The organism is Streptomyces sp. SID5469, from assembly GCF_009862865.1.
In the GTDB taxonomy this organism is placed as follows: domain Bacteria; phylum Actinomycetota; class Actinomycetes; order Streptomycetales; family Streptomycetaceae; genus Streptomyces; species Streptomyces avermitilis.
This window is the reverse complement of sequence record NZ_WWIN01000001.1, coordinates 5166074-5191379: the sequence shown is the minus strand read 5'-3', so window position 1 is coordinate 5191379 and position 25306 is coordinate 5166074. Positions and strand designations below refer to the sequence as shown.

The window sequence follows — 25306 nt, the reverse complement described above, 5'->3', positions numbered from 1 at the left end:
ATGAGCAGCCGTGAGAACGAGGCGCTGGCGCAGGCCGCCGTGAGCGCACTGACCCGGCAATTGGAACTGGCTCCCAAGCCCGGCCTGCCCGATCCGCGCGACCTCGGGGCCCGCGCCACCCGGCAGGATCACTGTCTGCTGCGCTGGTCGGCCAAGGCGCTGACGCCCGGCCTCGCGGCGATGGCGGCGGCCGCGCGCCGCACCGGTACGGCGACGCCGGAACTCCGCACCGAACTCGGCGCGATCGGACGCTCCACCGAGCACTCCGTGCGGCTCGCCGGCGGGGGACACCGGGGCGCCCTGTGGGTGCTGGGGCTCCTGGTCGCGGCGGCCGCCCTGGAGCCTCGGGCCACCGGGCCCGACGTGGCCGCGACCGCCAAGAAGATCGCGGCGCACACCGACCGACGGGCGCCGCGGCGGCCTTCCCGGGGGTCGTCGGTCTCGGCGAAGTACGGGGCGGCGGGCGCGCGAGGGGAGGCGCGAGCCGGATTTCCGCACGTACGGCGGGCGTTGACCACCCTGGCCACGGCGCGCTCGGCCGGCGCCGCCGAATCCGAGGCGTGGCTCGATGCTCTGCTGACGGTCATGTCCACCCTCCAGGACACGGAGTTGCTGTACACGGCAGGTCCGCACGGTCTGCGCCATGTGCAGGCCGGTGCGCGGGGAGTGCTCGAGGCGGGCGGCACGGCGACGGAGGCGGGTCGTGAGGCCCTGTCCGCGTTCGACGCCGATCTGCAGGCGCGTGGGTGGAGCCCGCGGGGGAGCGGCTCGCTGCTGGCGGGGGCGCTGTTCGTGGACGCGCTGCCGGTGGTCGTCAGCTCACCGGCGCAGGCTGCCTGACCTCGGCCGCGCCCTGCCTGCCCGACCTGTTCGGGTCGCCCTGCTGGCCCTGTGGGTTGTGTGGGTCCTGCTGGTCCTGATCGTCCTGGGCTGTCACCGCGCCGCGGGTGGCAGCCCACTTCGTCGCCGGCCCCATTCCGTACGACGCAGCCAGCATCAGTCCGCCCAGCAGCAACCATCCGGGCGTCCCCCAGTCCACCAGCAGTGCCGTCAGGACCAGCGGCCCCAGCGTGCGGGCCACCGTGACACCCGTGCCGAAGAAGCCCTGGTACTCCCCTGTCCGGTCGGCCGGTGCCAGGTCGAAGGCCAGTTGCCAGGACCCTGCCGACTGCTTCATCTCGGCGACGACCTGGAGAACGGCGCCGAGGACCAGGATCCCCGCCGCGCCCCACGGCGAGAGGCCGGACGACAGGGCGAACACCGCGCAGGACGCCAGCATCACGACGCCCGAGACCCGTATCGCCCGCGTGGCCGTCGTCAGCCCGGTGACCCCCCGTGCCATGCGCACCTGGAACAGCATCACCGCCCCCGTGTTGAGCACGAACAGCGCGGAGACCAGCCAAGCAGGCGCATCCGTGCGTTCCGTGATCCACAGCGGGATGCCGAGGCTGAGCAGCGGCATCCGCAGCAGCAGAACCGTGTTGAGGAGCGTGACCAGCGCATAGGGACGGTCGCGGAGAACCCCGAGGCCGTGGCCCCGCCGCACCCCCGTCGCGGTCGGTGCCACCGACGGCAGCCGCAGCAGCAACGCCGCGCACAGCAGGAAGCTCACCGCGTCCACGGCGAACACGCCGAGGTACGCAGCCCGCGATCCGGCGTGCAGCGCCAGGCCGCCGAGCCCCGCGCCCACCGCCAGGCCCGCGTTGAGCGTCGACTGAAGGTGGGCCAGCAGGCCTGTGCGCTCGCCGGCTGGTATCAGCCCGGCGAGCAGCGCCTGTCGGGCCGCCGCCAGCCCCGACTGCGCGGACGCGTATGCGCAGGCCGCGAGGACGAAGGGGAGGAAGCCGCGTACGACCAGGAAGGATGCCACCGCCAATCCGGTCGCGAGCGCGAGCAGTACCGCGGTGCCGCGCGGACCGCGGCGGTCGGCGAGCCGGCCCAGCGGTACGCCGACCAGGGAGCCGATCGCCCATGCGACGGTCAGCCCCAGCCCCACGCGTCCTGCGGGCAGACCGACGACGTGCGTGAAGTACAGCGCGGAGGTCACGTAATAGGCGCCGTCCCCCACGGAGTTGCTCAGCTGGGCCAGGGCCAGCACGCGCCGCGGGCCGGCGGGCGGGACGAGATGGCCCACCCGCCCGGGAGAGGCGGTACGGCCCGCCCGTCCAGGAGAGCCGTCGCCCACGGCACGGCTCGCCCCCACGAGGGCCGCGTCCGGTGTCCCGGTGCCCGAGGTCCCGGTGCCCGGGGTTCCGGGCTCGACTGCTGCGGCGTCGTTCGTCATGTCTGCGACGCTACGGGCCCATTGGACCGCTCAACAGGCCCAATCCTCACGCCTTTTCATGACCCGATTCATGGCCGCCGATGACATCTGTCACGTGTCCAGCACCCGCCCCAGCACCTCCAACGCCTCCGGATACACCCGCTCCCGAGGCGTCCCGTACCCGACCACGATCCCCTGCGGCCGCCCCGCCGCACGCTCGTCCCCCGTCGCGTGGCCATCCCTCTCCGCACGGCCATCCCCCGCCGACGCATGCCAGTGGTTCCCGAGGCGTCCCACCGCGAGCCCCTCCGCCTCCGCCCGCGCCAACACCGCCGACTCGTCCGGCACTTCGACGAGAGCGTGCAGACCGGCCGCTATCCCGCGTACGTACCACCGCGGCCCCAGCCGGTCCAGCAGCTGGTCACGGCGCCGCCGGTACCGCAGGCGGCAGGTGCGTACGTGCCGGTCGTACGCGTGACTGTTGATCATTTCGGCGAGTGCCAGCTGGCCGATGGACTCCGTGTGATGGTCGCTGTGCAGCTTGGCGTCGGCCACCGCGTCGACCAGGTGCGGCGGCAGCACCATCCAGCCCAGCCGCAGCGCGGGCCCGAGCGTCTTGGAGGCCGTGCCCAGGTAGGCGACGTGACCGGGTGCCATGCCCTGGAGCGCGCCGACGGGCTGCCGGTCGTAGCGGAACTCCCCGTCGTAGTCGTCCTCCACGATCAGTCCGCCCCGCGCGCGTGCCCAGTCCGTCAGGGCCCGCCGCCGCTCGGGGTGCAGCGTGACCCCGGTCGGATACTGGTGGGCGGGCGTGACGACGACGGCCGACTCCGTCCCCAACCCCTCTGTGCACGCACCGCGTTCGTCGACGGGAAGCGGTACGACGCTCGCGCCGCCCCGCCGCACCACGTTCCGGTGGAACGGCAGTCCCGGATCCTCCATGGCGACCGTCCCGCCGTCCAGCACGCGCGTGAGGAGGGCCAGCCCCTGTACGTACCCCGAGGTGATCACGATCCGTTCGGGCGGTGCGATCACGCCCCGCGCCCGCCCCAGATAACCCGACAGCGCGGTCCGCAGTTCGATGCGGCCGCGCGGGTCGCCGTAGTCGTATGCCAGCGAGGGCGCCGTCGCGATGGCGCGGCGCAGCGCCCGCAGCCAGGCCGCCGCCGGGAACGCGCCGACGTCGGGGCTGCCCGGCCGCAGATCGAAACGAGGTGCACGCGTGCGTGCGTCGCCGTCCCGCGTCTCCAAGGACGCGCTCGGCAGTGCCGCCACCTCGGTGCCGGCACCCTGGCGGGCCGTGAGGTACCCCTCCGCGACCAGCTGGTCGTACGCCGCCTTCGCCGTGCCCCGGGATATGCCCAGCTCGGCCGCGAGCCGCCGGGTGGCCGGCAGCCGGGTGCCGGGGGCGAGCCGTCCGTCGCGCACGGCGTCCCGCAGCGCCCGTTCGAGGCCCGCCCTGCGGCCCGCCGCCGCGTCCGGTTCCAGATGCAGATCCACTCCGACACCGGACCAGAAGTCGTCCACGAAGCCAGGTCCCCCGGACACAGAAAATCGCCCCCCTTGTGTGCGTACTCCCTCGTGTGCGCCACCCTTGTCCGCGGGCCGCACACGCGAATGGCCGGGTACCCCGTAGGTACCCGGCCATCACTGCCGTATCAGCCCTTCAGGGACGCCATCCACGCCTCGACCTCGTCGGAGCGGCGCGGCAGCCCCGCCGACAGGTTCCGGTTGCCGTCCGCGGTGACCAGGATGTCGTCCTCGATGCGGACGCCGATGCCGCGGTACTCCTCCGGGACCGTCTGGTCGTCCGCCTGGAAGTACAGGCCCGGCTCGACGGTGAGGCACATGCCCGCCTCCAGGACGCCCTCCACGTACGTCTCGGTGCGCGCGGCGGCGCAGTCGTGGACGTCCATGCCGAGCATGTGGCCGGTGCCGTGCAGCGTCCAGCGACGCTGGAGGCCGAGCTCCAGGACGCGCTCGACGGGGCCCTCGACGAGGCCCCATTCGACGAGCTTCTCGGTCAGCACACGCTGCGCCGCGTCGTGGAAGTCGCGGTGCTTGGCGCCCGGCTGCACGGCCGCGATACCGGCCTCCTGGGCCTCGTACACGGCGTCGTAGACCTTCTTCTGGATCTCCGTGTACGTGCCGTTGATCGGCAGCGTGCGCGTGACGTCGGCGGTGTAGTACGTGTGCGTCTCCACGCCCGCGTCCAGCAGGAGCAGGTCGCCGGAGCGGACCGGGCCGTCGTTGCGCACCCAGTGCAGCGTGCACGCGTGCGGTCCCGCCGCGCAGATCGAGCCGTAGCCGACGTCGTTGCCCTCCACGCGCGCGCGGAGGAAGAACGTGCCCTCGATGTAGCGCTCGGAGGTGGCCTCCGCCTTGTCGAGGACCTTCACGACGTCCTCGAAGCCGCGCACGGTCGAGTCGACGGCCTTCTGGAGCTCACCGATCTCGAACTCGTCCTTGACCAGCCTGGCCTCGGACAGGAAGACCCGCAGCTCCTCGTCGCGCTCGGCGGTCACCTTGTCGGTCAGCGCCGCTTCGACACCGGCGTCGTAGCCGCGTACCACGCGGACGGGTCCGGTGGCCTCGCGCAGCTTGTCGGCCAGCTCGCGCACATCGGAGGCCGGGATGCCGTACAGCTGCTCCGCCTCGGTGAGCGAGTGGCGGCGGCCGACCCACAGCTCGCCCTGGCCGGAGAGCCAGAACTCGCCGTTCTCACGGTCGGAGCGCGGCAGCAGGTAGATCGTCGCCTTGTGTCCCTCGGCGGTGGGTTCCAGGACCAGGACGCCGTCCTCGGTCTGGTTGCCGGTGAGGTACGCGTACTCGACCGAGGCTCGGAAGGGGTACTCGGTGTCGTTCGAGCGGGTCTTCAGGTTGCCCGCGGGAACGACCAGGCGCTCGCCCGGGAAGCGCGCGGAGAGCGCGGTGCGGCGGGCGGCCGTCTCGGTGGCCTGGGCGATGGGCTGCAGGTCGCGCAGCTCGGTGTCGGCCCAACCGGACTTCATGTTCTCGGCCAGCTCGTCGGACACGCCCGGGTACAGACTGTTCTTTCGCTGCTTCAAAGGCTCTTCTTCAGCGGTCTCCGGGGTCTCCGGGAGCTCCTCCGCCACGGTCATCCTCCTTGGTACGGCACTGGGCCTCTTCCATCGTACGGTCGTACCGGAGGCCGCCCCAGGGCCGGAAAGGTCCGCTGTCGTGGCTCACTCGAAGCGTGCCGCCAGCAGGACGACGTCCTCCTCGCTGTCCGCCGCGTCCAGGCCGTCCGGCAGCACGCTGCGCAGTACGTGGTCGGCGACGGCGCCCGGATCGGTGCGCACCGCCCGCGGAACGCTCGCCGCGGCGGCGTGCAGCCGGGCGAAGGCGCGGTCCATGGGGTCGCCGGTGCGATGCAGCAGGCCGTCCGTGTACAGGAGCACGGTCTCGCCGGGCGCCGCGGTCACCTCGACGCTCGGGGCCTCCCAGCAGGCCAGCATCCCCAGGGGCGCCGACAGTGAGGTCTCCACGAACTCCGTGCGCCGCTCGCCGATCACCAGCGGCGGGCTGTGCCCGGCCCCGGCGAGCGTGATCTTGCGGAGGGCGGGTTCGCAGTAGGCGAAGAGGGCGGTGGCGGACCGGGCGGGTTCGGTGAGTCTGAGGAGCAGCTCCAGGTCGGACAGGACGGCGACGGGGTCCTCGCCCTCCATCACGGCGTACGCGCGCAGGGAGGCCCTCAGCCGGCCCATCGCGGCGATCGCGCTGGGGCCGGAGCCGGTGACCGAGCCGACCGCGAGGCCGAGCGCCGCGTCGGGCAACGGCAGCGCGTCGTACCAGTCGCCGCCGCCGCGCGGTCCGGTACGGCGCCGGGCGGCGAGCTGGACGCCGGTGACCCGGGGCAGCCGGGACGGAAGCAGCTCCTCGGAGATCGTCGTCATGCACGCGCGTGTGCGTTCCATTTCGACGAGCCGCGCCAGGTGTTCGGTCGCGTAGCGGGCGTAGAGGCCGATGAGGTGGCGCTGGCGCTCGACCGGCTCGGCGGGCTCGTCGTAGAGCCACACGGCCGCGCCGAGACGGCCCGCGGCCTGGGTGGACAGGGGAAGGGCGTAGCTCGCGGCGTAGCCGAGCCGGGCGGCGACCTCGCGGTGGCGGGGGTCCAGGCCGTCCTCGGAGAACAGGTCGGGCTGGGTGATCTCGCGCTCGCCGCCGGGAAGTCCGTCGAGGATCTTCCCGTACGACATGGAGCTGCGCGGCACGGTCTCGATGTGGCCGAGATCGGCGCGGGCCAGGCCGAGGCCGATGGTCGTGTCCGGGCCGAGCCCGTCGCGTGGTTCCAGTACGACGAGACCGCGCCGGGCGCCCACCAGGGCGGCTCCGGCGCGCAGCAGCTCCTGGAGTGCGTCGGCGAGCGAGTCCGTGCGTGCCAGGCGTTCGGTGAGTTCGTGAAGGGTCGTGAGGTCGGAGACCCAGCTGGCGAGACGGTCCTGCAGAACTGCTCCGGGGCCGGTGGCGGACGTGGCCGAAGGGGTGCCTGTGGCGGCGGACGTCGGCGCGACAGTGTGTGCGGGCGAGGGAACCGTTGAATCGATTCCAGCCACTTTCGGGAGGTGAGGGGCGTTCATGGCGTCCGGCTTTCCGACCGGTGCGTATTGCTCGATAGCATCGCAAACCCCCATGTCATTCTGCGCCGCTAGCAGTGTCTCCACATGTACACGCACTCGTGAGGGGATGTCCAGCATTGTCCTGCTGGGATTCCTGGTGTCCATGAGACTATTGCGGTAAGGCAAAGTTGGCTTAAAACTGCCTCGGGTAACGGCATATTGCGGTCGACTGGCCTTGTTCGACAGAGCGTCACAGCGGTCGTGATGGGTACGTACTCGGTGAAGGCCAGGGGTGGTTGGGAATCACCCGGAACCTGGCGACGGACCCGGGCGTCTTAACCACCGACGACCGAGCCCCATCCTCCCGTGGCGGAGGCGGCGAGAAATACGCGGGACGGCAAAACGCCAGGCGCCGCCACCCCACGCCATGCCCATGCTTTTGCCAGACGCAGTATGGACGCGGACGTAGCCAACGCTCGGCCCATAGGGGTTCCCCTTGTCTGAGACAGGGGTGTGATGCGCCAGCAGGTACGCACAGTGAAGTGATCGACACATGACGTGATGGTCCACAGTGTTGCCAGGCGTGCAACGGAAAGGAACGAGCGCTCATGCGCGAGATCCTCGGAAGGCGACGCAGGCTCCTGTCCAAGCGGAACGACGGGAGGCCTGAGTTGATCAGCGCGGCCCTGACCTTCGCGGCCGAATGGAAGTGGCCCGTTCTCCCGGGTGTGGCGCCGGACCCGCAGGGGCGTGCCCGCTGCGGCTGTCCCGACCCGGAGTGCACGGTGCCCGGCGCTCACCCCTTCGACCCAGGGCTGCTCGCGGCCACCACCGACGAGCGCATGGTGCGCTGGTGGTGGACGAACAGGCCCACGGCCCCCATCGTGCTGGCCACCGGAGGCAAGGCGCCCTGCGCGGTGAGCCTGCCGGCCCTGGCGGCCTCCCGGGCCCTCACCGCGCTCGACCAGATGGGGATGCGCCTCGGCCCGGTCGTCGCGACGCCCCACCGCTGGGCGATCCTTGTGGCGCCCTACTCCATGGAGCAGCTGGGCGAGCTGCTCTACGCGAAGGACTACGTCCCCGGCTCCCTGCGCTTCCACGGGGAGGGCGGCTACATCACGCTGCCCCCGTCCGAGACCGGCCACGGCCGGATCGGCTGGGAGCGGGCACCGCTGCCCGGCTCGGCAGCGCCCTGGGTGCCCGATGTGGAGGCCGTCGTGGACGCGGTCGTCGAGGCCCTCACTCGTACGGGTGTGAGCGCGCCCGAGTTGTAGGGGTGTCGGGCGCGCGGCGGGCCCGACACCGGCCCGTGGTCGTTATGTTCCGTCCATGCAGCGTCATTCCGGGGAACAGCGAACGTCATCGCCGCGCCGTCGCGGGCTGGACCCCCGAAGGGTGCGGCTGTTCGCCCTCGCGGCCGTAGCGGCGGCCACGGTCGCGCTCCCGCTGGCCGTGGCGTCCGCGGGCCCTGTCGGTGACGAGGGCCGCGCGGCCCTACGAGCGTCCGAAGCCGACGACAAGGTGCCGGTACCCTCCCGTTCCCCCCTGGTGCTGGGCCTCGGCCTGGCCACCGCGGCCCGCTGCGGCCCCGAACTCTTCTCCGCCGACGGCATCGAGGCGCAGACCTGTGTCATGACCCAGGGGCGGGACACCTGGGCGCGCACCTACTACCGCAACGCGACCGGCGAGGACCTGCACTCCGTCCTGAGCCTCATGGAGCCCGGCGGCCGTACCGTGCAGATGCGCTGCGTGGTGGGCGCGGAGGACGACCCGGGGGCGTGTGAGACGCCCAGGGAGCGCACCGTGGGGGATGTGGGGGCGTACACGGCGATCGCGGAGTTCGCGAAGGGCGCCGGGAGCGGACCGCTGCTGCTGCGCTCCGGGAGCGACTCGGGCGGGTCGTAGGACGCCGGGGGCTCGGGCCGTTCGGTGAGCCCCGGCCGGCCGGGGGACCCGGCTCTCCGCCTTGTGCCTCTGAGGCAACTCCGTGTGCCCGTAAGGCAGTTGGCGGCGCCCTCGGTTTCGTGTCACGCGACGGGCATAGAAAGACCCGGTTGCTGGCGACGGGGGATGCACCAGCAACCGGGCTACTCGAACGGTAACAAGAGATCGGCGGTTCGCAAATTCGATCTCGGCTATTCGGACACGGATTTACCTGTCGCCACGGGGAGTTGTGACAGGAGTCACCCGTTCTGCAGGTCCTGACCAGCTGACCGGTCGGTCAGTTCGGGCCCTGTGAGTCAGCTGAGTGTCACCTGTCGGTTGGTCAGTCCGCCGCGCGCCCGGCGCTCGTCCGCGGTCAGCGGCGCATCCGTGGCGAGAGCGGCCGCCAGACGCTCGGCGAACTCGGCCGCCGGCTTCTCCACGTCCTCCGCCCCGACCCCGCTCGGCAGGTCCCAGACCGGCACCGTCAGGCCGTGGGCACGGAAGGAACCGACCAGCCGCGTGCCCTCGCCGAGGCCCGACTGCCCGGCCGCGTGCAGCCGCGCGAGAGCGTCCAGAAGCTGCTCCTCGGGGTACGGCATGACCCAGCGCAGGTGGTTCTTGTCGGGGGTCTCGCACCAGTAGGCCGCGTCCACGCCGGAGAGTTTGACCGTCGCGATGGCGGCAGCGTTGGCCCGCTCCAGGGACGCGGCGACCTCAGGCGTCGCGTTCTCGGCGTCCGGGACCCAGAATTCGAAGCCGCTGTGCACAACTGGCTCGAACGCGCCTTCGGGGTCGAGGAGATCCTGGAGCCGAGGCCCGTCGGCCGGAGCGCGCCGGCCCTGGACCGGAGTGCCGGGCTCCGCCGTCAGCGCGCGCTGGAGGGTGTCGGCCAGGTCGCGGCTGATGTCACCCGACGCCGTGTCGTTCTGCAGGCCGATCAGGACCGAGCCGTCGTCGCGGCGCAGCGCGGGCCATGCCATCGGCAGGACGGTGGCGAGCGTGACCGACGGGACGCCCTCGGGGAGGTCCTCCCTGAGCTTCAGCTCGACGGTCGCCGCGGGGACCAGCTCGCGCAGCGCGATCCAGTCGCCCTCGCCCGGCAGTCCCTCGAAGGGGCGCTGCACCAGCTCCGTCACCGCGTGCGCGGCACTGCGGCCGTGACAGGCCTTGTAGCGCCGGCCGCTGCCGCAGGGGCAGGGTTCGCGAGCGCCGACGACCGGGATCTCTCCGTCCTTCAGCTGGGGCTGCTTGGACTTCGTCTGGGGTCGCTTCTTGGCCATCGTGGGTGTCTCCCGGTTACGGCTCGTCTCGTACGGCGCGAGCCTAGCCGTTCGTGCGACGGCCGACGCGGACCTGTGGACAACGCACCCACTCGTCCCGGAACCGGTGCTTCGGTCCAGGTCGGACGCCTTCGGTAGGACTCGGCTCGGTGGCGATCGGTCCCCGCCCGGCCGCCCCGGAGCCCACCGGCCGGCCCCAGCCGGCTCAGTCGACGTCGTCGAAGGCGTCCGCGAAGTCCAGGTCGGATATCCCCGAGTCCGACAGCAGCGGCTGCCGAAGCGGCGACGGTGCCGTGACGCGCGTAGCGAAGTCGTCGCGACGGTGCCCGGCGTCCACGTCGCCGTGCATCACGACCCACACCGTCACTTCACCCCGGGCGTCATCCCGCACGCCCCAGTCCTCGGCCAACGCCGTGATGATGTTCAGCCCGCGGCCGCCGCGCGCGGTGACCGAGGGCGTCGCCGGAACCGGGCGGGTCGGACCGCCGCCGTCCGTCACCTCGACCGTGAGTCTCCCGCAGTCGTCGACGCGCCACGCGGCGCGTACATCGCCGTCTCCCGCGAGGGCGTCGCCCAGCGGCCTGCCGTGGCGGCAGGCGTTGCTGAGCAGTTCGGAAAGAATCAGTACGGCATCGTCGATGACCGAATCCGCCACTCCACCGGTACGCAACTGATCACGCATCCGGTGTCTTGCTTTCCCCACGCCCGCAGGGCCATGGGGTACGGCCATGCTCGACGACGTGGGCACCTCCTGTGCCACCACCAACGCCACCCCCGAGACCTCCTTCGCCCCACGCCACGGTGTGAATGCCCCTTTGGACTGAACTGGAAACCGGCCGGTCCACGTCCGCTGACGCACTCGTAACGATCGAACACGGAACGAACGCGCCGGTGCACACCCTGTAATCAGGTGGCCGGATTCCGACGGTGTTTTCGGGATGGCGCCCGGGGAGGGACCCAGGGTTTTCACTCCGCCGTCAGCGGCCGAGCTGATGCAGCACCGCGCGCGGGCGGTTGGTGATGATGGCGTCGACGCCCAGCTCAACGCAGAGATCGACGTCCTCCGGCTCGTTCACGGTCCATACGTGCACCTGGTGTCCGGCCCGCTTGAGGCGCTCGATGTATCCGGGGTGCCCGCGCACGATCCGCATGGAGGGGCCTGCGATCCGGACACCCGCGGGCAGCCGCCCGTCGCGCAGCCGGGGCGAGACGAACTGCATCAGATAGACGGTCGGCAGCATCGGGGAAGCGGTCCGGACGCGGTGCAGTGAGCGCGCCGAGAAGCTCATGACGCGCGCCGGCGACGTCGCGGCGGACTCGGGGGCGTCGAGGCCGAATCGCTTCAGCAGGTGCAGCAGCCGTTCCTCGACCTGGCCCGCCCAGCGGGTGGGGTGCTTCGTCTCGATGGCCAGCTCGACCGGACGCCCGGCGTCGGCGACGAGTTCGAGCAGCCGTTCCAGGGTGAGTACGGAGGTGTTCTCCCGGTCCTCGGGGCGGTGCTCCCAGTCGGGGGCCTCGTCGCCGTTCTTCCAGGAGCCGAAGTCCAGTGCGGCGAGCTCGGCGAGCTCCAGCGCGGAGACCGCGCCACGGCCGTTGGACGTACGGTTGACGCGGCGGTCGTGGACGCAGACAAGATGGCCGTCCGCAGTCAGCCGGACGTCGCACTCGAGGGCGTCGGCACCGTCCTCGATCGCCTTCTTGTACGCGGCCAGGGTGTGCTCCGGCGCCTCTTCGGAGGCCCCTCGGTGGGCGACGACCTGGATCGGGTGCTGTCGTGCGTGGGTCACCGCGTCATGGTGCCACCGTGGCGGGGTAGGCGCGGAGCGGGGAGGCGTCGTTCTGGCATCGCACAGATATCGGGAATATAACTGTTTAGCGCGACAGGTCCGATATAAAGGATGGCCGCGGACCCACAGCCACCGCTTATGGTGCTCTGACGGCCAGTGGGAAAAGCTGACGGCGTACAAAAAAATGCACATGCACAGCTGAATCGCGCCGGACCGACGACAAGCGTGAGTGAGCGTGACCGAGTGCGACCGAGAACAACAGCCGTGGATCGAGGAGAAGAGCTGTGAGCACCGAGAACGAGGGCACCGCGGTACCCCCGGCCCCGTCAGCACCTCCCGTGCCGGTGGAAACTCCCGCTCCCGTGCAGAGCGCCGCGCCTGTCGGTGCCGCTCCGTCGGCGAGCGCCCCCGGACAGGGTTTCGGTGAGCCGCCCGCACATCAGGGCTTCGCCCAGCACGCTCCGGGCGCCGCCGAGGCGGGCTGGCCGCCTCCCCCGCCCGCGACGCCCGCGTACGCCGACGGTGGCGGCGCGGGCGCCGAATGGGGCTCCTCGTACCAGCAGCCCGCGCCGAAGCCGAAGGCCGGCCGCGGCGGACTGCTCGCCGCGATCCTCGTGGCCGCGCTGGTCGCGGGCGGAGTCGGCGGCGGCATCGGCTACACGCTGGCCAAGGACAACGACGGATCGAGCGGCTCGACGACGGTCTCCGCCTCCGACAGCGGCGGCTCCGTCAAGCGGGACGCGGGCACGGTCGCGGGCGTGGCAGCCAAGGCGCTGCCGAGCACGGTCACCATCGAGGCCCAGAGCAGCAGCGGAGAGGGCGGCACCGGCACCGGCTTCGTCTTCGACAAGCAGGGCCACATCGTCACCAACAACCACGTGGTGGCGGAGGCGGTCGACGGCGGCAAGCTCACCGCGACCTTCCCCGACGGCAAGAAGTACAACGCCGAGGTGGTCGGTCACGCGCAGGGCTACGACGTCGCGGTCGTCAAGCTCAAGAACGCGCCGTCGGACCTGCAGCCGCTGACCCTGGGCGACTCCGACAAGGTGGCTGTCGGCGACTCGACGATCGCGATCGGCGCGCCCTTCGGCCTTTCGAACACGGTGACGACGGGCATCATCAGCGCCAAGAACCGGCCGGTGGCCTCCAGCGACGGCAGCTCCAGCAGCAAGGCGTCGTACATGAGCGCGCTGCAGACGGACGCGTCGATCAACCCGGGCAACTCGGGCGGTCCGCTGCTGGACGCGCAGGGCTCGGTCATCGGCATCAACTCCGCGATCCAGTCCTCCAGCAGTGGCGGTCTGGGCAGCTCGGGCCAGTCCGGTTCGATCGGCCTGGGCTTCGCGATCCCGATCAACCAGGCGAAGTACGTCGCCCAGGAGCTGATCAAGACGGGCAAGCCGGTCTACCCGGTGATCGGCGCCTCGGTCTCCCTCGAAGAGGGCACGGGCGGCGCGAAGATCACTGAGCAGGGTGCCAGCGGCTCGGACGCGATCACCCCGAACGGCCCCGCGGCCAAGGCCGGCCTCAAGCCGGGCGACGTCATCACCAAGCTCGACGACATGGTGATCGACAGTGGCCCGACCCTGATCGGCGAGATCTGGACCCACCGCCCCGGCGCCACGGTGAAGCTCACGTACACCCGGGACGGCAAGGCCCGCACGACGGACGTCACGCTGGGAGAGCGCGTGGGCGACAGCTGAGCCGCACGCGGGGCACCTGACCCGTTACTCTTGTCCCCGCGCCGCCGATCACCGGCGACGCGGGGTGGGTTGCCCGAGCGGCCTAAGGGAACGGTCTTGAAAACCGTCGTGGCAGCGATGTCACCGTGGGTTCAAATCCCACACCCACCGCGCAGGTCAAAGGTGTTGCAGGTCAGAAGGGGTGCCACTCTCGGGAGGGGCACCCCTTCTGCGTTCACCCTGTCTCACCCCGACTCGCCCATATCCCAGGTTTGACCAGTGCGTATGGGCCATCTGTGGGCCGGGATCAGGGCCATTCCCCCTCGTCGAGCGCGCGGGCGATCAGGCTGTTGGACTGCTGCTGGCCCCCCTTCAAGATCTTCGCGTAGAAGCGGTACAGCACAGCGATGCTGTGGCCGGCGCGCGCGGCGACCTTCGGTTCGCCCACAGTCGCCTGAGATCCGGCCGGTCGGGCGGGGCGCGGTAGGCCTTCCAGGTGGGGGGAGTTGCGGGCGGTCATGCGGCCTCCCGCGGGCGGGCGGTGCGGATGGAGCCGTCCAGGTCGATGACCCGTAGCCCGGAAGGGCCGGTGGCGATACGGACGTTGTACGGCGCTTGTGCCCATGCGGCGATGAGCAGTTCAACGTCGGTGGTGGCGCGCTGCTCGGGTGTCTTGTGTCCATCCGCGCACCGCCCGGTGGCGGGGCAGTACTGCTCCGCGTGGCCTGCCGGGCGCTTGTCGTTCGGCCGTAGCGGGATGACGTGCCGGCCGCGCTGTGCGGTTTGCGTTGCCCAGGCGAGCAGTCCGAGTCGGGTGAGATCTGTGCTGATCGGTAAGGCGGGGTCTCGCCTTACGTTGGCAGGTTGGGTCATTCTGGAGGTCTCCAGTTCCGTAGACGGATGCTGGTTGGCAAGGGCGGCCCCGCGGCTTTGGCGAGACGGTGGGGCCGCCCTTGGCGTAGCTAGGTGTTCTTGCCGCGGGCGAGCTTGAGCGTGATGCCGCCGGCTCCGATGGGTCCCGCGGCGCCCCCGATGACGGTTGCGGTGTGCGCGGCCACGTCCATCAGCCAGCACAAGGCGGCGACCACGCCCCAGGTGCCAAGAGCGGCGGCCCCGGCGATCGCGAACGGGATCAGGAGCCGGGCCCAGGGGACGGCGGGCGGGGTGTCGTTGACGACGAACACGACCGGCTGTCCGGTCGCTTGAGAGCGCTGGAAGACGTCGGCGGGGATGTGTGGGGCTATCTGTCCGGGCGGGGTGGGCTGGCGCATTTCTGACTCCCTCAAGGTGTGCCGCGGGCCCGCGCCAACAGGTGGCGCGGGCCCATGCGGCGGGGTGGGTTGCTTGTCGCGTGGCTTGTCGTCCCTCTTGTCGTGCGGCTTGTCGCGTTGCTTGTCTTGTCGCTTGTCGCCTCCCAGGTCACAAACCGTATTCGGGCCCCACTGACCCGTTAGACGACATGCGGCGCGTGAGGGACGACAAGCGACAAGCGATCAGCCGTTGGGGGTGTGGGAGCGGTGTACGTAGCGGGCCTTGGTGCCCTCCCCGACGCGAACGGCGGTGCCGTCGGTCAGCCAAGTTTTCAGCCAGCCCACGACCGTCTGACGCGTCGTCCCGAACCCGTCGGCGAGAGTGCGGGCGATCGCGGATGCTCCCGTCCCGGCGGGCCCGGCGGCGATCAGTGCGGCGAGCGCGGCCTGTTGCGCTGGGCTGTCCTGCTCGTCCCGCAGCGCCGACAGGTTCAGTCCGACCGGCCGCTCCGCCACGTCGTCTTGCTCGGTGGTGTGGGGTTCGGGTGCGGTGCCGAACTGCGCGTCGATCTCCTCCCGGAATCGGCGTGCGAGGGCGTCCTCGGGAGACTCCTGCTGCTCGTTCAGTGCGGACAGGCGGAGCGCTCCGGGCGTCACGGGCGAGTCATCGCCGGCGTCGTCCGACACGGCCTGGTCGCGCATCCATGCGGTGCGGTCGGCATCCCAGCGCCGCGCGTATGCGGGTCCGGCTGCCTTTGCGGACACGTCGTCCAGCCGTGGGTGCCGGTCGGATGTGGCGGCGGTGATCTCCCGGATCTGGTTCGGGAGGATCCGCCAGGCCTTGAACAGCGCGGCCGGCGACTCCGGGGTTCCCATGAACCCGGCGCCCTTGTAAGGGGCCTGGTCCACGCGCAGGCCCCGGCTGCCGGGGAACATCTTGCTCAGGTCCATGCCCTCCGTCTCGCTACCCGTGAGAGCGACACGGACCTTTGCCTCGCGGCGGATCATCAGGTTGCTCAGCACGCTGCCAGTCGCTCCGAGCGCGGTGAGCACGGTGCGCACGCCCATGGCGCGGGCGATCCGGATGACTTCCAGGATCTTTTCCCCGAGCTTGCGCACCTGCCGGTCGGGGCTGACCAGGATCTCCGCGCCCTCATCGATCACGAGCATGATCTGAGGAATCTTGGCGCTGATCGGCAACAGGTCCGTGTTGGCCTTCGACAGAAGCGCCTGGTAGCCCATCTTGCGCTGCTTGGCCACGCGCACGGCCGCATCCAGCATCGTCATGGCCTCATCGAACGTGCCGGCGAGCCAGTCGATACCGGGCCGCACGGGCTTGCCGTCCTCCCGCACGATCTGGCCGTTCAGCGCGGGCAGCACCCACGGCAGACCGGCCGATCCGGCGTTCAGGTCGATCACCCACGTGAGGACGTCCTCGGCACGGGCGAACCCGGCGAGGATCGCGTGCACCATGTTCGTCTTGCCCGATCCGGTCGGGCCGACGATCAGGGCGCACTGCTCGCGCAGGTAGGCGAGGATCTGCTGTGCGTTGGTGCGATACCCCCACGGGATGCCCGTGTGCAGGGACAGCGTGCTGTAGTCGGTGGGGTAGGTGCGTTCCTGCTCCAGGACGTTGACCGTGGTCACGTCGATGATGACCCGGCCCTGGTCGATGCCGGGGGACGTGGTGGCGGTGCAGCCGGGCGTCCGCGGACAGCCGCGGGGACTCGGCTGCGATCTTGTTCCAGGTGGCGCCGCCGGGCGGGAGTTCTGCGTCGATGGAGAACCCGGCACCGGTCTCCCACATCTCCACCCCCAGCACGCGCACGGTGATGGAGCAGACGCGCTGGATGCGGTCGACCCATTCCGCGGCGATCGCGCGGCGTTCCGTGGACAACTCCGCGGCGATCTGCCGCTGTTCCGCAGCGATGGCCTCCTCCTCGCGTGCCTCCTCGTACAGCGCGGCAGAGCGGGCGGCGGCGCCGATGCCCACGCCGATCGTGGCGAGCGAGCCGAGAGCGGCCCAGGTCAGCGGGCCGTTCGTCATGGCCCACGTGGTCCAGCCGGCGCCGACCAGCCAGGAGGCGGCGCGGGTGGCGAGGGTGCGGCCGGCGTTGCGTACTCGCAGGCCGACGACGGTGTGTCCGAGCGCGCCGGCGGCACCGACGGCCAGGGCCCAGCCGGGGGGCATGGCGGTTGCGGCGCCGGTGGTGGCGACGGCGAAGGCTCCGGTGGTCGCGGACAGGGCGCCGGTCACGGGTCCGTGACCGGCAGCCCAGTCCAGCACCGGGCCACTCGCGCTGTTCTGTTTGGCGGTGGCGGTGCTGCTCATCTCAGACGTTCCAGCCCTTCTCAGCCTCGGTGCCGTTGCGGGGGTCCTCATGCCGGGCGATGTCCTGCTCGTGGGCCTGCCGGAACAGCGGCCCCATGTCCTCGGCGACCGCGACGGCGCTCATCAGGGCGCCGAAGATGTCGTTGAAGCCGTCCGCGACCTCCTTCTCCAGCGGGAACTCCGAGTCGGAGCGCTCCGCGAGGATCTTCATCACGTTCGCCACGCTGGTCAGCGCGGCCGGCAGACCCTCGACCATGGCGAGGATCTCCATGGCGTTCTCGGGGTCGTACTGGTTGGCGGCCTGCTCCATCTCGGAGGCGACCTCTTCGAACTGGAATCCGGACACGTGCTCTCCTTCGCTGACCTCGGGATTCGTGCTGGCGGGAACCTTCGCGGCCGGACGCTCGACACCGTCCGCGATGCCGTCCGTGCCGTCCTGCGCTGCCTCCGCATCCGCGGCGGCCTCCTGCTCGCGCAGGGTTTGGCGGGCGGCCTCGTCACGCGCCGCGCGCTGATCGCCCGCGGTCTGCACCATCCGCCGGTACAGCCGCCGTCCGGGATGTATCAGGGACGGGATGTCGAACTTGCGGCCGATCCAGGTGGTCAGGCAGCCCAGCACACCGACCGGCAGCGCGAGCAGCGCGGCGAGCAGGCGGCGCCCCTGGAAGTGGGCCGCGGACCTGCGCAGCGCCTGACGTGCTGCCTTACGGGCCGGGGCCAAAGCGGCTCGGCCGCCACCGCTGGGTCGTCGAGAGGACCGTGTCCTGGCTCGCCGGCTGCCGCCGACTCCACCGCCGCTACGAACGCAAGGCAGAACACTGCCTCGCCTTCGCTGGCATCGCCGCAGCCCTCATCTGCCAGCGCCGCCTCACCAAATGAAACGACGTCTAAGACGGTGTCCTATGTGGTGATCGCTCGTTGTTCCGTGTATGGGGCGGGGTACGTGGAGTTGGATTGTTCCGGACGGGCTGTGGGAGATCGCCAAGCCGTTGATCCCACCGTCGAAGGTGCGGCCGCAGGGCGGCGGCACGCAGGACACGCCTGATGAGACGCTGTTTGCGGCGATCATCTACGTGCTGGTGAGTGGGTGCGCCTGGCGGGCTCTGCCACCGTGCTTCGGCATATCGAAGTCGACGGCCCACCGCCTGTTCCTGATCTGGTCCAGGGCCGGGGTCTGGGGCCGGCTGCACGAAGCGGTCCTGCACCGACTCGACGACGCCCGTCTCATCGATGTCTCCCGCGTCGTCCTCGACTCCGCGCACGTGAGGGCTAAAAAGGGGGCGAACACACAGGTCCGAGCCCCGTGGACCGAGGTAAGCCGGGTTCCAAGATGCACGTCCTGTCGGACGCGAACGGACTGCCCCTGGTCGTCGGCGTCTCCGCCGCCAACGTCCACGACAGCGAGGGCCTGAAGCCGATGGTGGCCGGTCACCAAACGAGACACGACCCCCACCGCGGCCGCTGCTTCAAGCCCCAGCGCCTCCATGCGGACAAGGCGTACGACATTCCTCACCTGCGGAAATGGTTACGCGGCAAGCGCATCGGCGTGCGCATCGCCCGCAAAGGCATCGAGTCCAGCGAACGGTTGGGCCGCCGCCGTTGGGTCATCGAGCGGACCATCTCCTGGCTGTCCGGCTACCGCCGAATCAGCCCCCGCTACGAACGCAATCTCCGGAACTACCTGGCCTTTCTCGGCCTCGCCGCTGCACTGTGCTGCTACAAACGACTGGTCCGCCTCACCACATAGGACACGGTCTAAACGCCCGGTCGGCCTTCGACCTGGAAAACGCCAACCTCAGATCCGACTCAGAAGATCACCGGAGTCTTCGCTTCCGGCATGACCACGACATATGGTCAAGGTGTCCGACTGTCAAACTGGGCAGTCCCCACCGGATAGGTGTCTTGTGGAATTACCTGCATGCCCACAGCGTTTCTCTCGACTGCGCTCATACTGTGCACGGCCCTGACCGGCCCCGCGCTGGCCGCTGATGGAACTCCGGATTCCTTGCCGTCGGCATCTGCTTCGGCCGATGACCCGGTTATTAACACTGCGCCACCAGAAGAGCCCGAGGAAGACGTCACCGACGTTCCCGAGAACTCGGTCGATGAGTCGCCGGCAGAACCCAAGCCTTCCCAAGAGGATTTGCCCGGCGCTGTGGATTGCAGTCCTGCTCACCCCGTCTACAAGCCCATCTCGCAATCCAAGAAGAAGTACCACAAGGGTGTAGGGCCCACGAACTCAAACTACAACGGCACTTCCAGAACGGGCAAGACAACCTTCATTTCGGAGGTGACGGGCAAGGTCGGCATCAGCCTCAACGGCGAGCTGGAGACCTCCGTCAGCGTGATGCTTGCCACGATCAAAACCAAGTACAGCGTCACCGTGACAGCGGAATTGACGGCCAAGCTCGGAAACACATTCACCATAGATACGCCGCCCCACTCGACCACGAACGGAAAATACGGCGTCTACCGTCTCAAGCACAAGGGCCAGAGTTACATGCTCCACCAAAACTGCACGACATCGCCGAAACACACCGTCGTCAGCTACTCCCCCTACAAGGTGGGCTGGTACATATGGGAAGGCTGAGGGTGCTGACGGCCACCGGAGGTTTGGCAGCAGTAGTGGCGCTGGCTGGCTGCACCAGTGATCAGGATGACGCTGCGCCCTCTTCCGGCACGCCCCGGCCTCATTCGACGACCTCGCCAAAAGAATCACCGACTTCTGACCGTGCCGAGCACGTTCCCGGGGAAACCGTGACCAAGGCTCCAGTCCTCCCGGACGGGGAGGCCGTAGCACAGGCCGCGAACGCCCACGGTAACCAAGAAATTGAAATCCGGGGCGGAATCAAGGCTGGGTCCCTGGCGATCCTCGTAAACTGCCAAGGCAAGGGAACACTGACTGTCTCCGTGGCACCGGTCGGGCTCAGCTTTCCGCTCGAATGCGTGGAAGGAGAGGTCAGCAGCACCTTCAACCAGCTGGACCTGAAGAGCTCCCGCAAATCCGGCGTAGTGACGGTGACTGCTCCCTCCCGCGTTCACTGGGCACTCACCGTCGGACAATAGACGGAGAGACTGGGCAGACTCCCGCAATAGTGGCGCTTCCTGGTCTACTCCCAGGAAGTAGCACCTCACCCAGCGGCAGATATCCCAAGCCTGCTCGCCGCGAACGGCACCCCTCAGACGGCCCACCAGGCCGCTCAGTGAGCCTCGTTAGGGTGCTCGTAGGCATTCGCCGATCTAGATGACGCGGCCGGTGGCCGGCGACGTACCACGGGACCACCGGGTCGCGCACCGTGCGTCGCATCGCTCCGTGTGGGAGGACGGTTCGTGGGCCATGTGTGGGCCAGCAACCTCTCCGCGGAGGCTGAAACAGCTCCTGACCAGGGCGTTCGTACTGCACGTTTGACGGTCTTGAAAACCGTCGTGGCAGCGATGTCACCGTGGGTTCAAATCCCACACCCACCGCGCAGGTCAAAGGTGTTGCAGGTCAGAAGGGGTGCCACTCTCGGGAGGGGCACCCCTTCCGCGTGACCTTGTCTCACCCTGCTTCGCCGGTATCCCACCTCTGACCAGCGCGTGCGGCCAACCTGCGGCCAGGATTCACGACCTCTTCGGTGCCCCGCCCACGGTGTTGGGAAGGCCGTCGTCGTGGGTGTCGGCTATGAGTTCGGCGAGGGTGAAGTGGGCTTCATGGCTCGACAGCAGGTTTTCGACGCGTACGAGGTAGCTGCGATCGGAGACACGGAAGACCTTTCTTCTCTGCCGTCGGCGCCCGGCTGCGGTGACGGCCTCTTCATAGCTGTCGACGACGCGAAGCAGCGCGGCCACGGCTTCGGCCTCCGTCCCTTCGAGTTCACTGTGGACGCCGTAGATGGAGGCTTCCGCTTGACCGTGAGCTTCCACGACGGCCCATCGGGGCATGGTGTTCTCCAGTCCGTGAGACGACGTGAGCCGCGAAGTCACGTAGCCCCGTCGCGCAGTTGGCCCGAACCTGACTTTGGGCTGGTGATCTTGGCGCGGGGAGACTATCGGAAGGGGGGAACGACCCGGGCTGGCCTTCCGGAACCTCACGAGGCGCGGTTGCCAGCCCCCATGCAGTTGACCCTCGGTCGTGGTGCCGAACGCTTCGAGGTGGGCCCATCTGGCCGCGCGAAACCGGCCGGTCTGGGCTCAGGGCCGCCGCCCCGTCATCCGGGCCGCCGACGCGAGCGTCGAGCGGGCCTCGCGTTCCGAGAGGCCCGTGTGGACGGCGGCGTCGATCAGAGCGGGGGACAGATCGGGGCCGATGCCGTTCTCGTAGGCGCGGCAAGCCGCCCAGAACAGGCGGGTGTTGCGCTGGCCCTCGTGTGCGGCGAGGACGAACTGGACCAGTCCCTGGCCGTGTTCGCCCGTCGCCGGGGGCGTGGGGTGGTGCGTGCGGGGCGGGGGCGTGAGCAGGCGCAGGAGGGCGGTCGGGCAGGGCGCGGGCGCCAGGCGGGCGGTGCCCGGAGCCGTGCTGTACACCCCGTGTCGGGTGCGTGAGCCGGGGCCGACCAGATAGCCGCCTGCGCCGCGGATGTCGATGCCGGGAGCGAGCCGGCCCGCGGAGTTGGGGACGACGACGTCCGGCGGGCCGCTGAGCCACACATGGCGGCCCCCGCTCGGGGTGAGCACGACCACCGTGTCCGGGATGGTGAACAGGTGGCGCAGGGCCAGTTCGCGCAGGGCAGCCGAGGAGTCCGTACCGGATTTGGTGTCGAGGTCGATGCCGATCAGGAAATGCGGGTGCAGGCCGCAGGCGATGCCGTAGCCGGTGGCCCAGGGGGCGGCCGCGAAGAGCCGGCGGATGCGCCGGGGATCGGTCGAGGCGTCGTACACCCCGTGTCCGAAGCGGCCGCATTCGCCGTGGCAGACGGGGGCCGTCGGGCCCGGTACGTCGTGGCGGGGCGTGCCTCGGTCGGAGGGGGTGCGGTCGGAGGTGGCGCGGTGGGGGGAGCGCAGGGCCGGGAGCTTGGTGCGGGACAGCGGGATCACCGCGAGTCCGCGTTCGGCGGCGGACAGGGCGTGGGCCAGAGCCAGGGTCGTGGCCTGCCGGTCAGTGGTGGCCATGCCTCCATGTTCGTACGAGTGTTCGAAAAAGGGAAGAGGGCCGGGAGGGAGTGCCGGGCGCCTCGGAGGTGAGGGAGTTTTGGATGCAGATGCGCCGAAACGCTTCACCTCTTGCGGCGCCTGACCCGAGCCGCCTCCGCCGGCCCGGACTGGGGGTTTGTAGGTGGCAAGAGTCACGAAAGGGGTTTATCGACATGTCCTCACGCTTGAGGGCGAATCACGGCTTCCGGGGTGGTTCGCGGGAGATTCGGTGGGCAACTCTTGATTCGCGACGTCGTGCACAGCCCGAGGCGGTCGGCCAACTGCCCTGGATCAAGCCGTACTTCATGTACGTCCCGGTCGGAAGCCGGGCCCGTACGCACTGGTTCTGGAGGAAAGACATGGCAAGCATCCGTACCGCTCGCGTCCTCGCCGCCGTCGCCGCGCTGCCCCTTGCGGCCGCACTGTTCACGGGCGTTGCCGCGGCGGACAACGGCAACTCGGCCATCACGTATCAGCAGGCGGTGGGCTTCGGCGCCTCGAACCAGAGCAACACGGCCCAGGTGAACGGGTCCCCGTTCACGACCATCAACCAGAAGAACGAGAACGTCGCCGTCAACTTCGGCAACCTCTGGTGAGCGCAGGGCCGATGCGCTCCCATCGGCCCTGAAACCGCTGGGGTGCTTTGTGGAGTGGTAAAGCGTCTGCGCGGCGGTGCTTCGGCATCGCCGCGCAGACGTTTTCGTGCACCACGCGCGCGTGGACGGTCCCTGGGTGCCTCCGGCCCGAGCCCCGAGCCCCGCGACCCGGGGCTGAGCTCCCGTGACCTTGACAGTGCACGGCGTCTGACGGACAGTCAGAAATCGTTGCCCGTACGAGGTCCGGGAGGGCCGCCGCCGTGCACCTCGCCCCCACCGAACGCCAGCAGCGGCTGCGCGCCGAGCTGCGTACGTACTTCCGGGACCTGATGCCGGACGGCCCGCCGCCCGCCGACGACCCCGGCCGGCAGCGCGCACTGCTGCGTCGCATCGGCGCCGACGGACTGCTCGGCCTCGGCTGGCCGGTCGCGTACGGGGGGCAAGGGCGTGGCGCGGATGAGCAGTTCGTGTTCTTCGACGAGGCGTACCGGGCGGGCGCACCGCTGTCGATGGTCACGCTGAACACCGTCGGCCCCACGCTGATGAGGTACGGGAGCGAGGCGCAGAAGGCGTTCTTCCTGCCCCGCATCCTGAGTGGCGACCTCGTCTTCGCGATCGGGTACTCGGAGCCCTCGGCGGGCACGGACCTCGCCTCCCTGCGGACGCGCGCCGTGCGGGACGACGGAGCCGGGGATGGAACCGGGGACGGAGGCGGGGATGGAACCGGGGACGGAGGCGGGGACGGAGGCGGGGACGGAATCGGGGACGGAATCGGGGACGGCGGTGGGGACGCAGGCGGTGGCCTGGACGGGGACTGGCTGATCGACGGGCAGAAGATCTTCACCTCCAACGCCCAGCACGCCGACTGGATCTGGCTCGCCTGTCGCACCGACCCCGACGCGCCCAAGCACCACGGCATCTCGATCCTGCTCGTCCCCACGGACGCCCCCGGGTTCTCGTGGACGCCGATCGAGACGGTGGGCGGCCTGACCACGACGGCCACGTACTACGACGGCGTCCGGGTCCCCTTCTCGAACCTGGTCGGTGAGGTGAACGGAGGCTGGGGGCTCATCACCAGCCAGCTCAACCACGAGCGGGTCGCGCTCGCCGCGATCGGCATGCAGGCCGAGGACTTCTGCACGGCCGCGCTGAAGGCGGCACGTACCCCCGATCCGGTGACCGGGCGGCGCCGGGTTGACGAGCCTTGGGTGCGGTCCCGGCTGGCCGAAGCGCATGCCCGGCTGGCGGCAACGCGCCTGCTCAACTGGCGTTTGGTGGGGGATGCGGGGGCGGGCGGGCCGGCCCCCGGCGACGCGAGCGGGGTGAAGTTCGCGGGAACTGAATCGACTGTCGCGACGTATCGCATGTGTCAGGAAATTGTCGGAGAGGCAGGACTGATCCGCTCCGGTTCGCCGGGAGTGCTCGGGGACGGTGAGTTGGAGCGGATGAACAGAGCGGCGCAGATCAACACGTTCGGGGGCGGGGTGAGCGAGGTGCAGCGGGAGATCGTGGCCACGATGCGGCTCGGGATGACGAGGGGGCGGCGGTGACGGAGGAGCTGTACGCACGCCTGAAGGCGTACGAAGGGCGGCCCGCCGCGGTCGGGGGCGTGGGCAAGGACCGGGTCAACGAGCCGATGATCCGCCACTGGTGCGAGGCGATGGGCGACACGGGTTCGGCGTACGCGGGCCCGGCGGCCGTGGCGCCGCCCACCATGCTCCAGGTGTGGACGATGGGCGGCCTCTCCGGGCACGAAGGGCGGACGGACGCGTACGACGATCTGCTGGGACTGCTCGACGACGCCGGCTGTGCCTCGGTGGTCGCCACGGACTGCGAGCAGGAGTATCTGCGCCCGCTGCGGCCCGGGGACGAGATCACCTTCGACGCGGTCATCGAGTCCGTGTCCGAGCGGAAGCGGACGAAGCTCGGCACCGGGTACTTCGTGACGACCCGCATGGACGTACGAGCGGACGGAGAGCTCGCCGGCACCCACCGTTTCCGCATCCTGAAGTACGCGCCGAACGCCCAGCGCTCACCCGACCGGACCCCGGACACCCGAAAGGCTCCGGCCGACGAGGGCACCCGCAGGCCCCGGCCGGTGGTGAACCGGGACAACGCCGGGTTCTGGGCGGGTGTCGAGCACCACCAGTTGCTGATCCAGCGGTGCGCCGGTTGCGGAACGCTGCGCTTCCCCTGGCTGCCGGGGTGCAACGCGTGCGGCTGTGCGGAGTGGGACACGGTCGAGGCGAGCGGCGAAGGGACCGTCTACTCGTACGTCGTCATGCACCACCCGTCCTTCCCCGCCTTCGACCCTCCCTATGCGGTCGGTCTGATCGAGCTGGCCGAGGGCGTGCGGATCGTCAGCAACGTGATCGGGGTGCCGTACGACAAGGTGCGGATCGGCCTGCCCGTACGTCTGGAATTCGTGCGCTACGACGACGATCTGGAGCTGCCGGTGTTCCGGGCCGGTGAGGGCGCCGGGGGCGGTGGGGGCTGAC

23 protein-coding genes, 2 tRNA genes and 2 pseudogenes are annotated in these 25306 nt (G+C 70.1%); 13 read left to right on the top strand and 14 right to left on the bottom strand.

Annotation, left to right across the window (positions count from 1 at the left end; translation table 11 throughout):
- On the top strand, window positions 1–840 hold the full coding sequence (locus GTY58_RS22175) for a triphosphoribosyl-dephospho-CoA synthase (RefSeq protein WP_010985660.1): 840 nt from the start codon (window positions 1–3) through the stop codon (window positions 838–840).
- Here the strand turns inward: GTY58_RS22175 and GTY58_RS22170 are convergent.
- The 4 genes from GTY58_RS22170 to GTY58_RS22155 form a co-directional block, all read right to left on the bottom strand.
- A complete protein-coding gene (locus tag GTY58_RS22170; protein ID WP_010985659.1) occupies window positions 815–2284 on the bottom strand; it encodes an MFS transporter in 1470 nt (489 codons plus the stop codon). The genes GTY58_RS22175 and GTY58_RS22170 overlap by 26 nt on opposite strands.
- 90 nt (window positions 2285–2374) lie before the next feature.
- On the bottom strand, window positions 2375–3790 hold the full coding sequence (locus GTY58_RS22165; protein WP_010985658.1) for a PLP-dependent aminotransferase family protein: 1416 nt from the start codon (window positions 3788–3790) through the stop codon (window positions 2375–2377).
- A 131-nt stretch (window positions 3791–3921) separates the two neighbouring features.
- Complete coding sequence (locus GTY58_RS22160) at window positions 3922–5385, bottom strand: aminopeptidase P family protein (protein ID WP_010985657.1); 1464 nt, start codon at window positions 5383–5385, stop codon at window positions 3922–3924.
- An 84-nt stretch (window positions 5386–5469) separates the two neighbouring features.
- Window positions 5470–6981: a PP2C family protein-serine/threonine phosphatase gene (locus GTY58_RS22155; RefSeq protein WP_078234385.1), complete on the bottom strand. Its 1512-nt coding sequence runs from the start codon at window positions 6979–6981 to the stop codon at window positions 5470–5472.
- Window positions 6982–7451: 470 nt separating this feature from the next.
- Between GTY58_RS22155 and GTY58_RS22150 the strand changes: the two genes are divergently transcribed.
- Both GTY58_RS22150 and GTY58_RS22145 read left to right on the top strand, forming a co-directional pair.
- Window positions 7452–8117 carry a bifunctional DNA primase/polymerase gene (locus GTY58_RS22150; protein WP_010985655.1) on the top strand — a complete coding sequence of 222 codons (666 nt, stop codon included), beginning with the start codon at window positions 7452–7454 and terminating at the stop codon, window positions 8115–8117.
- 55 nt (window positions 8118–8172) lie between these two features.
- The gene (locus tag GTY58_RS22145) at window positions 8173–8748 is read left to right on the top strand and encodes a hypothetical protein (RefSeq protein ID WP_010985654.1); all 576 of its coding nucleotides are present in this window, start codon (window positions 8173–8175) and stop codon (window positions 8746–8748) included.
- Between the two features lie 335 nt (window positions 8749–9083).
- Here GTY58_RS22145 and GTY58_RS22140 read toward each other — a convergent pair whose 3' ends face one another.
- The 3 genes from GTY58_RS22140 to GTY58_RS22130 all read right to left on the bottom strand — a co-directional run bounded on the left by GTY58_RS22140 (window position 9084) and on the right by GTY58_RS22130 (window position 11836).
- Complete coding sequence (locus GTY58_RS22140; RefSeq protein ID WP_010985653.1) at window positions 9084–10049, bottom strand: DUF5926 family protein; 966 nt, start codon at window positions 10047–10049, stop codon at window positions 9084–9086.
- 205 nt (window positions 10050–10254) lie between these two features.
- Complete coding sequence (locus GTY58_RS22135) at window positions 10255–10908, bottom strand: ATP-binding protein (RefSeq protein ID WP_010985652.1); 654 nt, start codon at window positions 10906–10908, stop codon at window positions 10255–10257.
- A gap of 118 nt (window positions 10909–11026) precedes the next feature.
- A complete protein-coding gene (locus GTY58_RS22130) occupies window positions 11027–11836 on the bottom strand; it encodes a glycerophosphodiester phosphodiesterase family protein (protein ID WP_010985651.1) in 810 nt (269 codons plus the stop codon).
- 284 nt (window positions 11837–12120) lie between these two features.
- Here GTY58_RS22130 and GTY58_RS22125 point away from each other — a divergent pair, with 284 nt between their 5' ends.
- Complete coding sequence (locus GTY58_RS22125; protein ID WP_010985650.1) at window positions 12121–13539, top strand: trypsin-like peptidase domain-containing protein; 1419 nt, start codon at window positions 12121–12123, stop codon at window positions 13537–13539.
- A 63-nt stretch (window positions 13540–13602) separates the two neighbouring features.
- Window positions 13603–13689: transfer RNA gene (locus GTY58_RS22120), tRNA-Ser, on the top strand.
- 136 nt (window positions 13690–13825) lie between these two features.
- Here the strand turns inward: GTY58_RS22120 and GTY58_RS39745 are convergent.
- The 5 genes and pseudogenes from GTY58_RS39745 to GTY58_RS22090 form a co-directional block, all read right to left on the bottom strand.
- Complete coding sequence (locus GTY58_RS39745) at window positions 13826–14038, bottom strand: hypothetical protein (RefSeq protein ID WP_010985649.1); 213 nt, start codon at window positions 14036–14038, stop codon at window positions 13826–13828.
- A complete protein-coding gene (locus tag GTY58_RS22110; RefSeq protein ID WP_010985648.1) occupies window positions 14035–14391 on the bottom strand; it encodes a bifunctional DNA primase/polymerase in 357 nt (118 codons plus the stop codon). The genes GTY58_RS39745 and GTY58_RS22110 overlap by 4 nt, the downstream gene beginning before the upstream one ends.
- A gap of 89 nt (window positions 14392–14480) precedes the next feature.
- A complete protein-coding gene (locus GTY58_RS22105; RefSeq protein ID WP_037647677.1) occupies window positions 14481–14789 on the bottom strand; it encodes a hypothetical protein in 309 nt (102 codons plus the stop codon).
- Between the two features lie 222 nt (window positions 14790–15011).
- Window positions 15012–17100 (bottom strand): annotated as a pseudogene (locus tag GTY58_RS22100) (hypothetical protein).
- A 1-nt stretch (window position 17101) separates the two neighbouring features.
- A complete protein-coding gene (locus tag GTY58_RS22090; protein WP_237528866.1) occupies window positions 17102–17821 on the bottom strand; it encodes a hypothetical protein in 720 nt (239 codons plus the stop codon).
- Here GTY58_RS22090 and GTY58_RS22085 point away from each other — a divergent pair.
- From GTY58_RS22085 to GTY58_RS22065, 5 genes and pseudogenes are all read left to right on the top strand, one after another.
- Window positions 17821–17979, top strand: a pseudogene (locus GTY58_RS22085) (transposase); the annotation flags it as partial. The gene GTY58_RS22090 and the pseudogene GTY58_RS22085 sit on opposite strands and share 1 nt — an antisense overlap.
- Window positions 17980–18029: 50 nt before the next feature.
- Window positions 18030–18847, top strand: a protein-coding gene (locus GTY58_RS22080) for an IS5 family transposase (protein WP_107277517.1) whose coding sequence is annotated in 2 segments (ribosomal slippage) — window positions 18030–18372 and window positions 18372–18847 — 819 coding nt in all. Because the reading frame shifts where the segments join, the coding sequence is not laid out codon by codon here.
- A 171-nt stretch (window positions 18848–19018) separates the two neighbouring features.
- Complete coding sequence (locus GTY58_RS22075; RefSeq protein WP_137865202.1) at window positions 19019–19690, top strand: hypothetical protein; 672 nt, start codon at window positions 19019–19021, stop codon at window positions 19688–19690.
- Between the two features lie 2 nt (window positions 19691–19692).
- On the top strand, window positions 19693–20166 hold the full coding sequence (locus GTY58_RS40830) for a hypothetical protein (protein WP_237528865.1): 474 nt from the start codon (window positions 19693–19695) through the stop codon (window positions 20164–20166).
- A gap of 294 nt (window positions 20167–20460) precedes the next feature.
- Window positions 20461–20570 (top strand) — tRNA-Ser (locus GTY58_RS22065).
- Window positions 20571–20703: 133 nt separating this feature from the next.
- Here GTY58_RS22065 and GTY58_RS22060 read toward each other — a convergent pair.
- Complete coding sequence (locus tag GTY58_RS22060) at window positions 20704–21024, bottom strand: hypothetical protein (protein ID WP_037647674.1); 321 nt, start codon at window positions 21022–21024, stop codon at window positions 20704–20706.
- A 249-nt stretch (window positions 21025–21273) separates the two neighbouring features.
- Window positions 21274–22191, bottom strand: coding sequence for a bifunctional DNA primase/polymerase (locus tag GTY58_RS22055; protein ID WP_010985641.1), 918 nt, complete (start codon window positions 22189–22191; stop codon window positions 21274–21276).
- A gap of 380 nt (window positions 22192–22571) precedes the next feature.
- Between GTY58_RS22055 and GTY58_RS22050 the strand changes: the two genes are divergently transcribed.
- From GTY58_RS22050 to GTY58_RS22040, 3 genes are all read left to right on the top strand, one after another.
- Window positions 22572–22808 carry a hypothetical protein gene (locus tag GTY58_RS22050; protein ID WP_010985640.1) on the top strand — a complete coding sequence of 79 codons (237 nt, stop codon included), beginning with the start codon at window positions 22572–22574 and terminating at the stop codon, window positions 22806–22808.
- A gap of 260 nt (window positions 22809–23068) precedes the next feature.
- Window positions 23069–24358 carry an acyl-CoA dehydrogenase family protein gene (locus GTY58_RS22045; protein ID WP_010985639.1) on the top strand — a complete coding sequence of 430 codons (1290 nt, stop codon included), beginning with the start codon at window positions 23069–23071 and terminating at the stop codon, window positions 24356–24358.
- A complete protein-coding gene (locus tag GTY58_RS22040) occupies window positions 24355–25305 on the top strand; it encodes a bifunctional MaoC family dehydratase N-terminal/OB-fold nucleic acid binding domain-containing protein (RefSeq protein ID WP_010985638.1) in 951 nt (316 codons plus the stop codon). Before GTY58_RS22045 ends, GTY58_RS22040 begins: the two co-directional genes overlap by 4 nt.
- Window position 25306 lies beyond the last annotated feature (1 nt).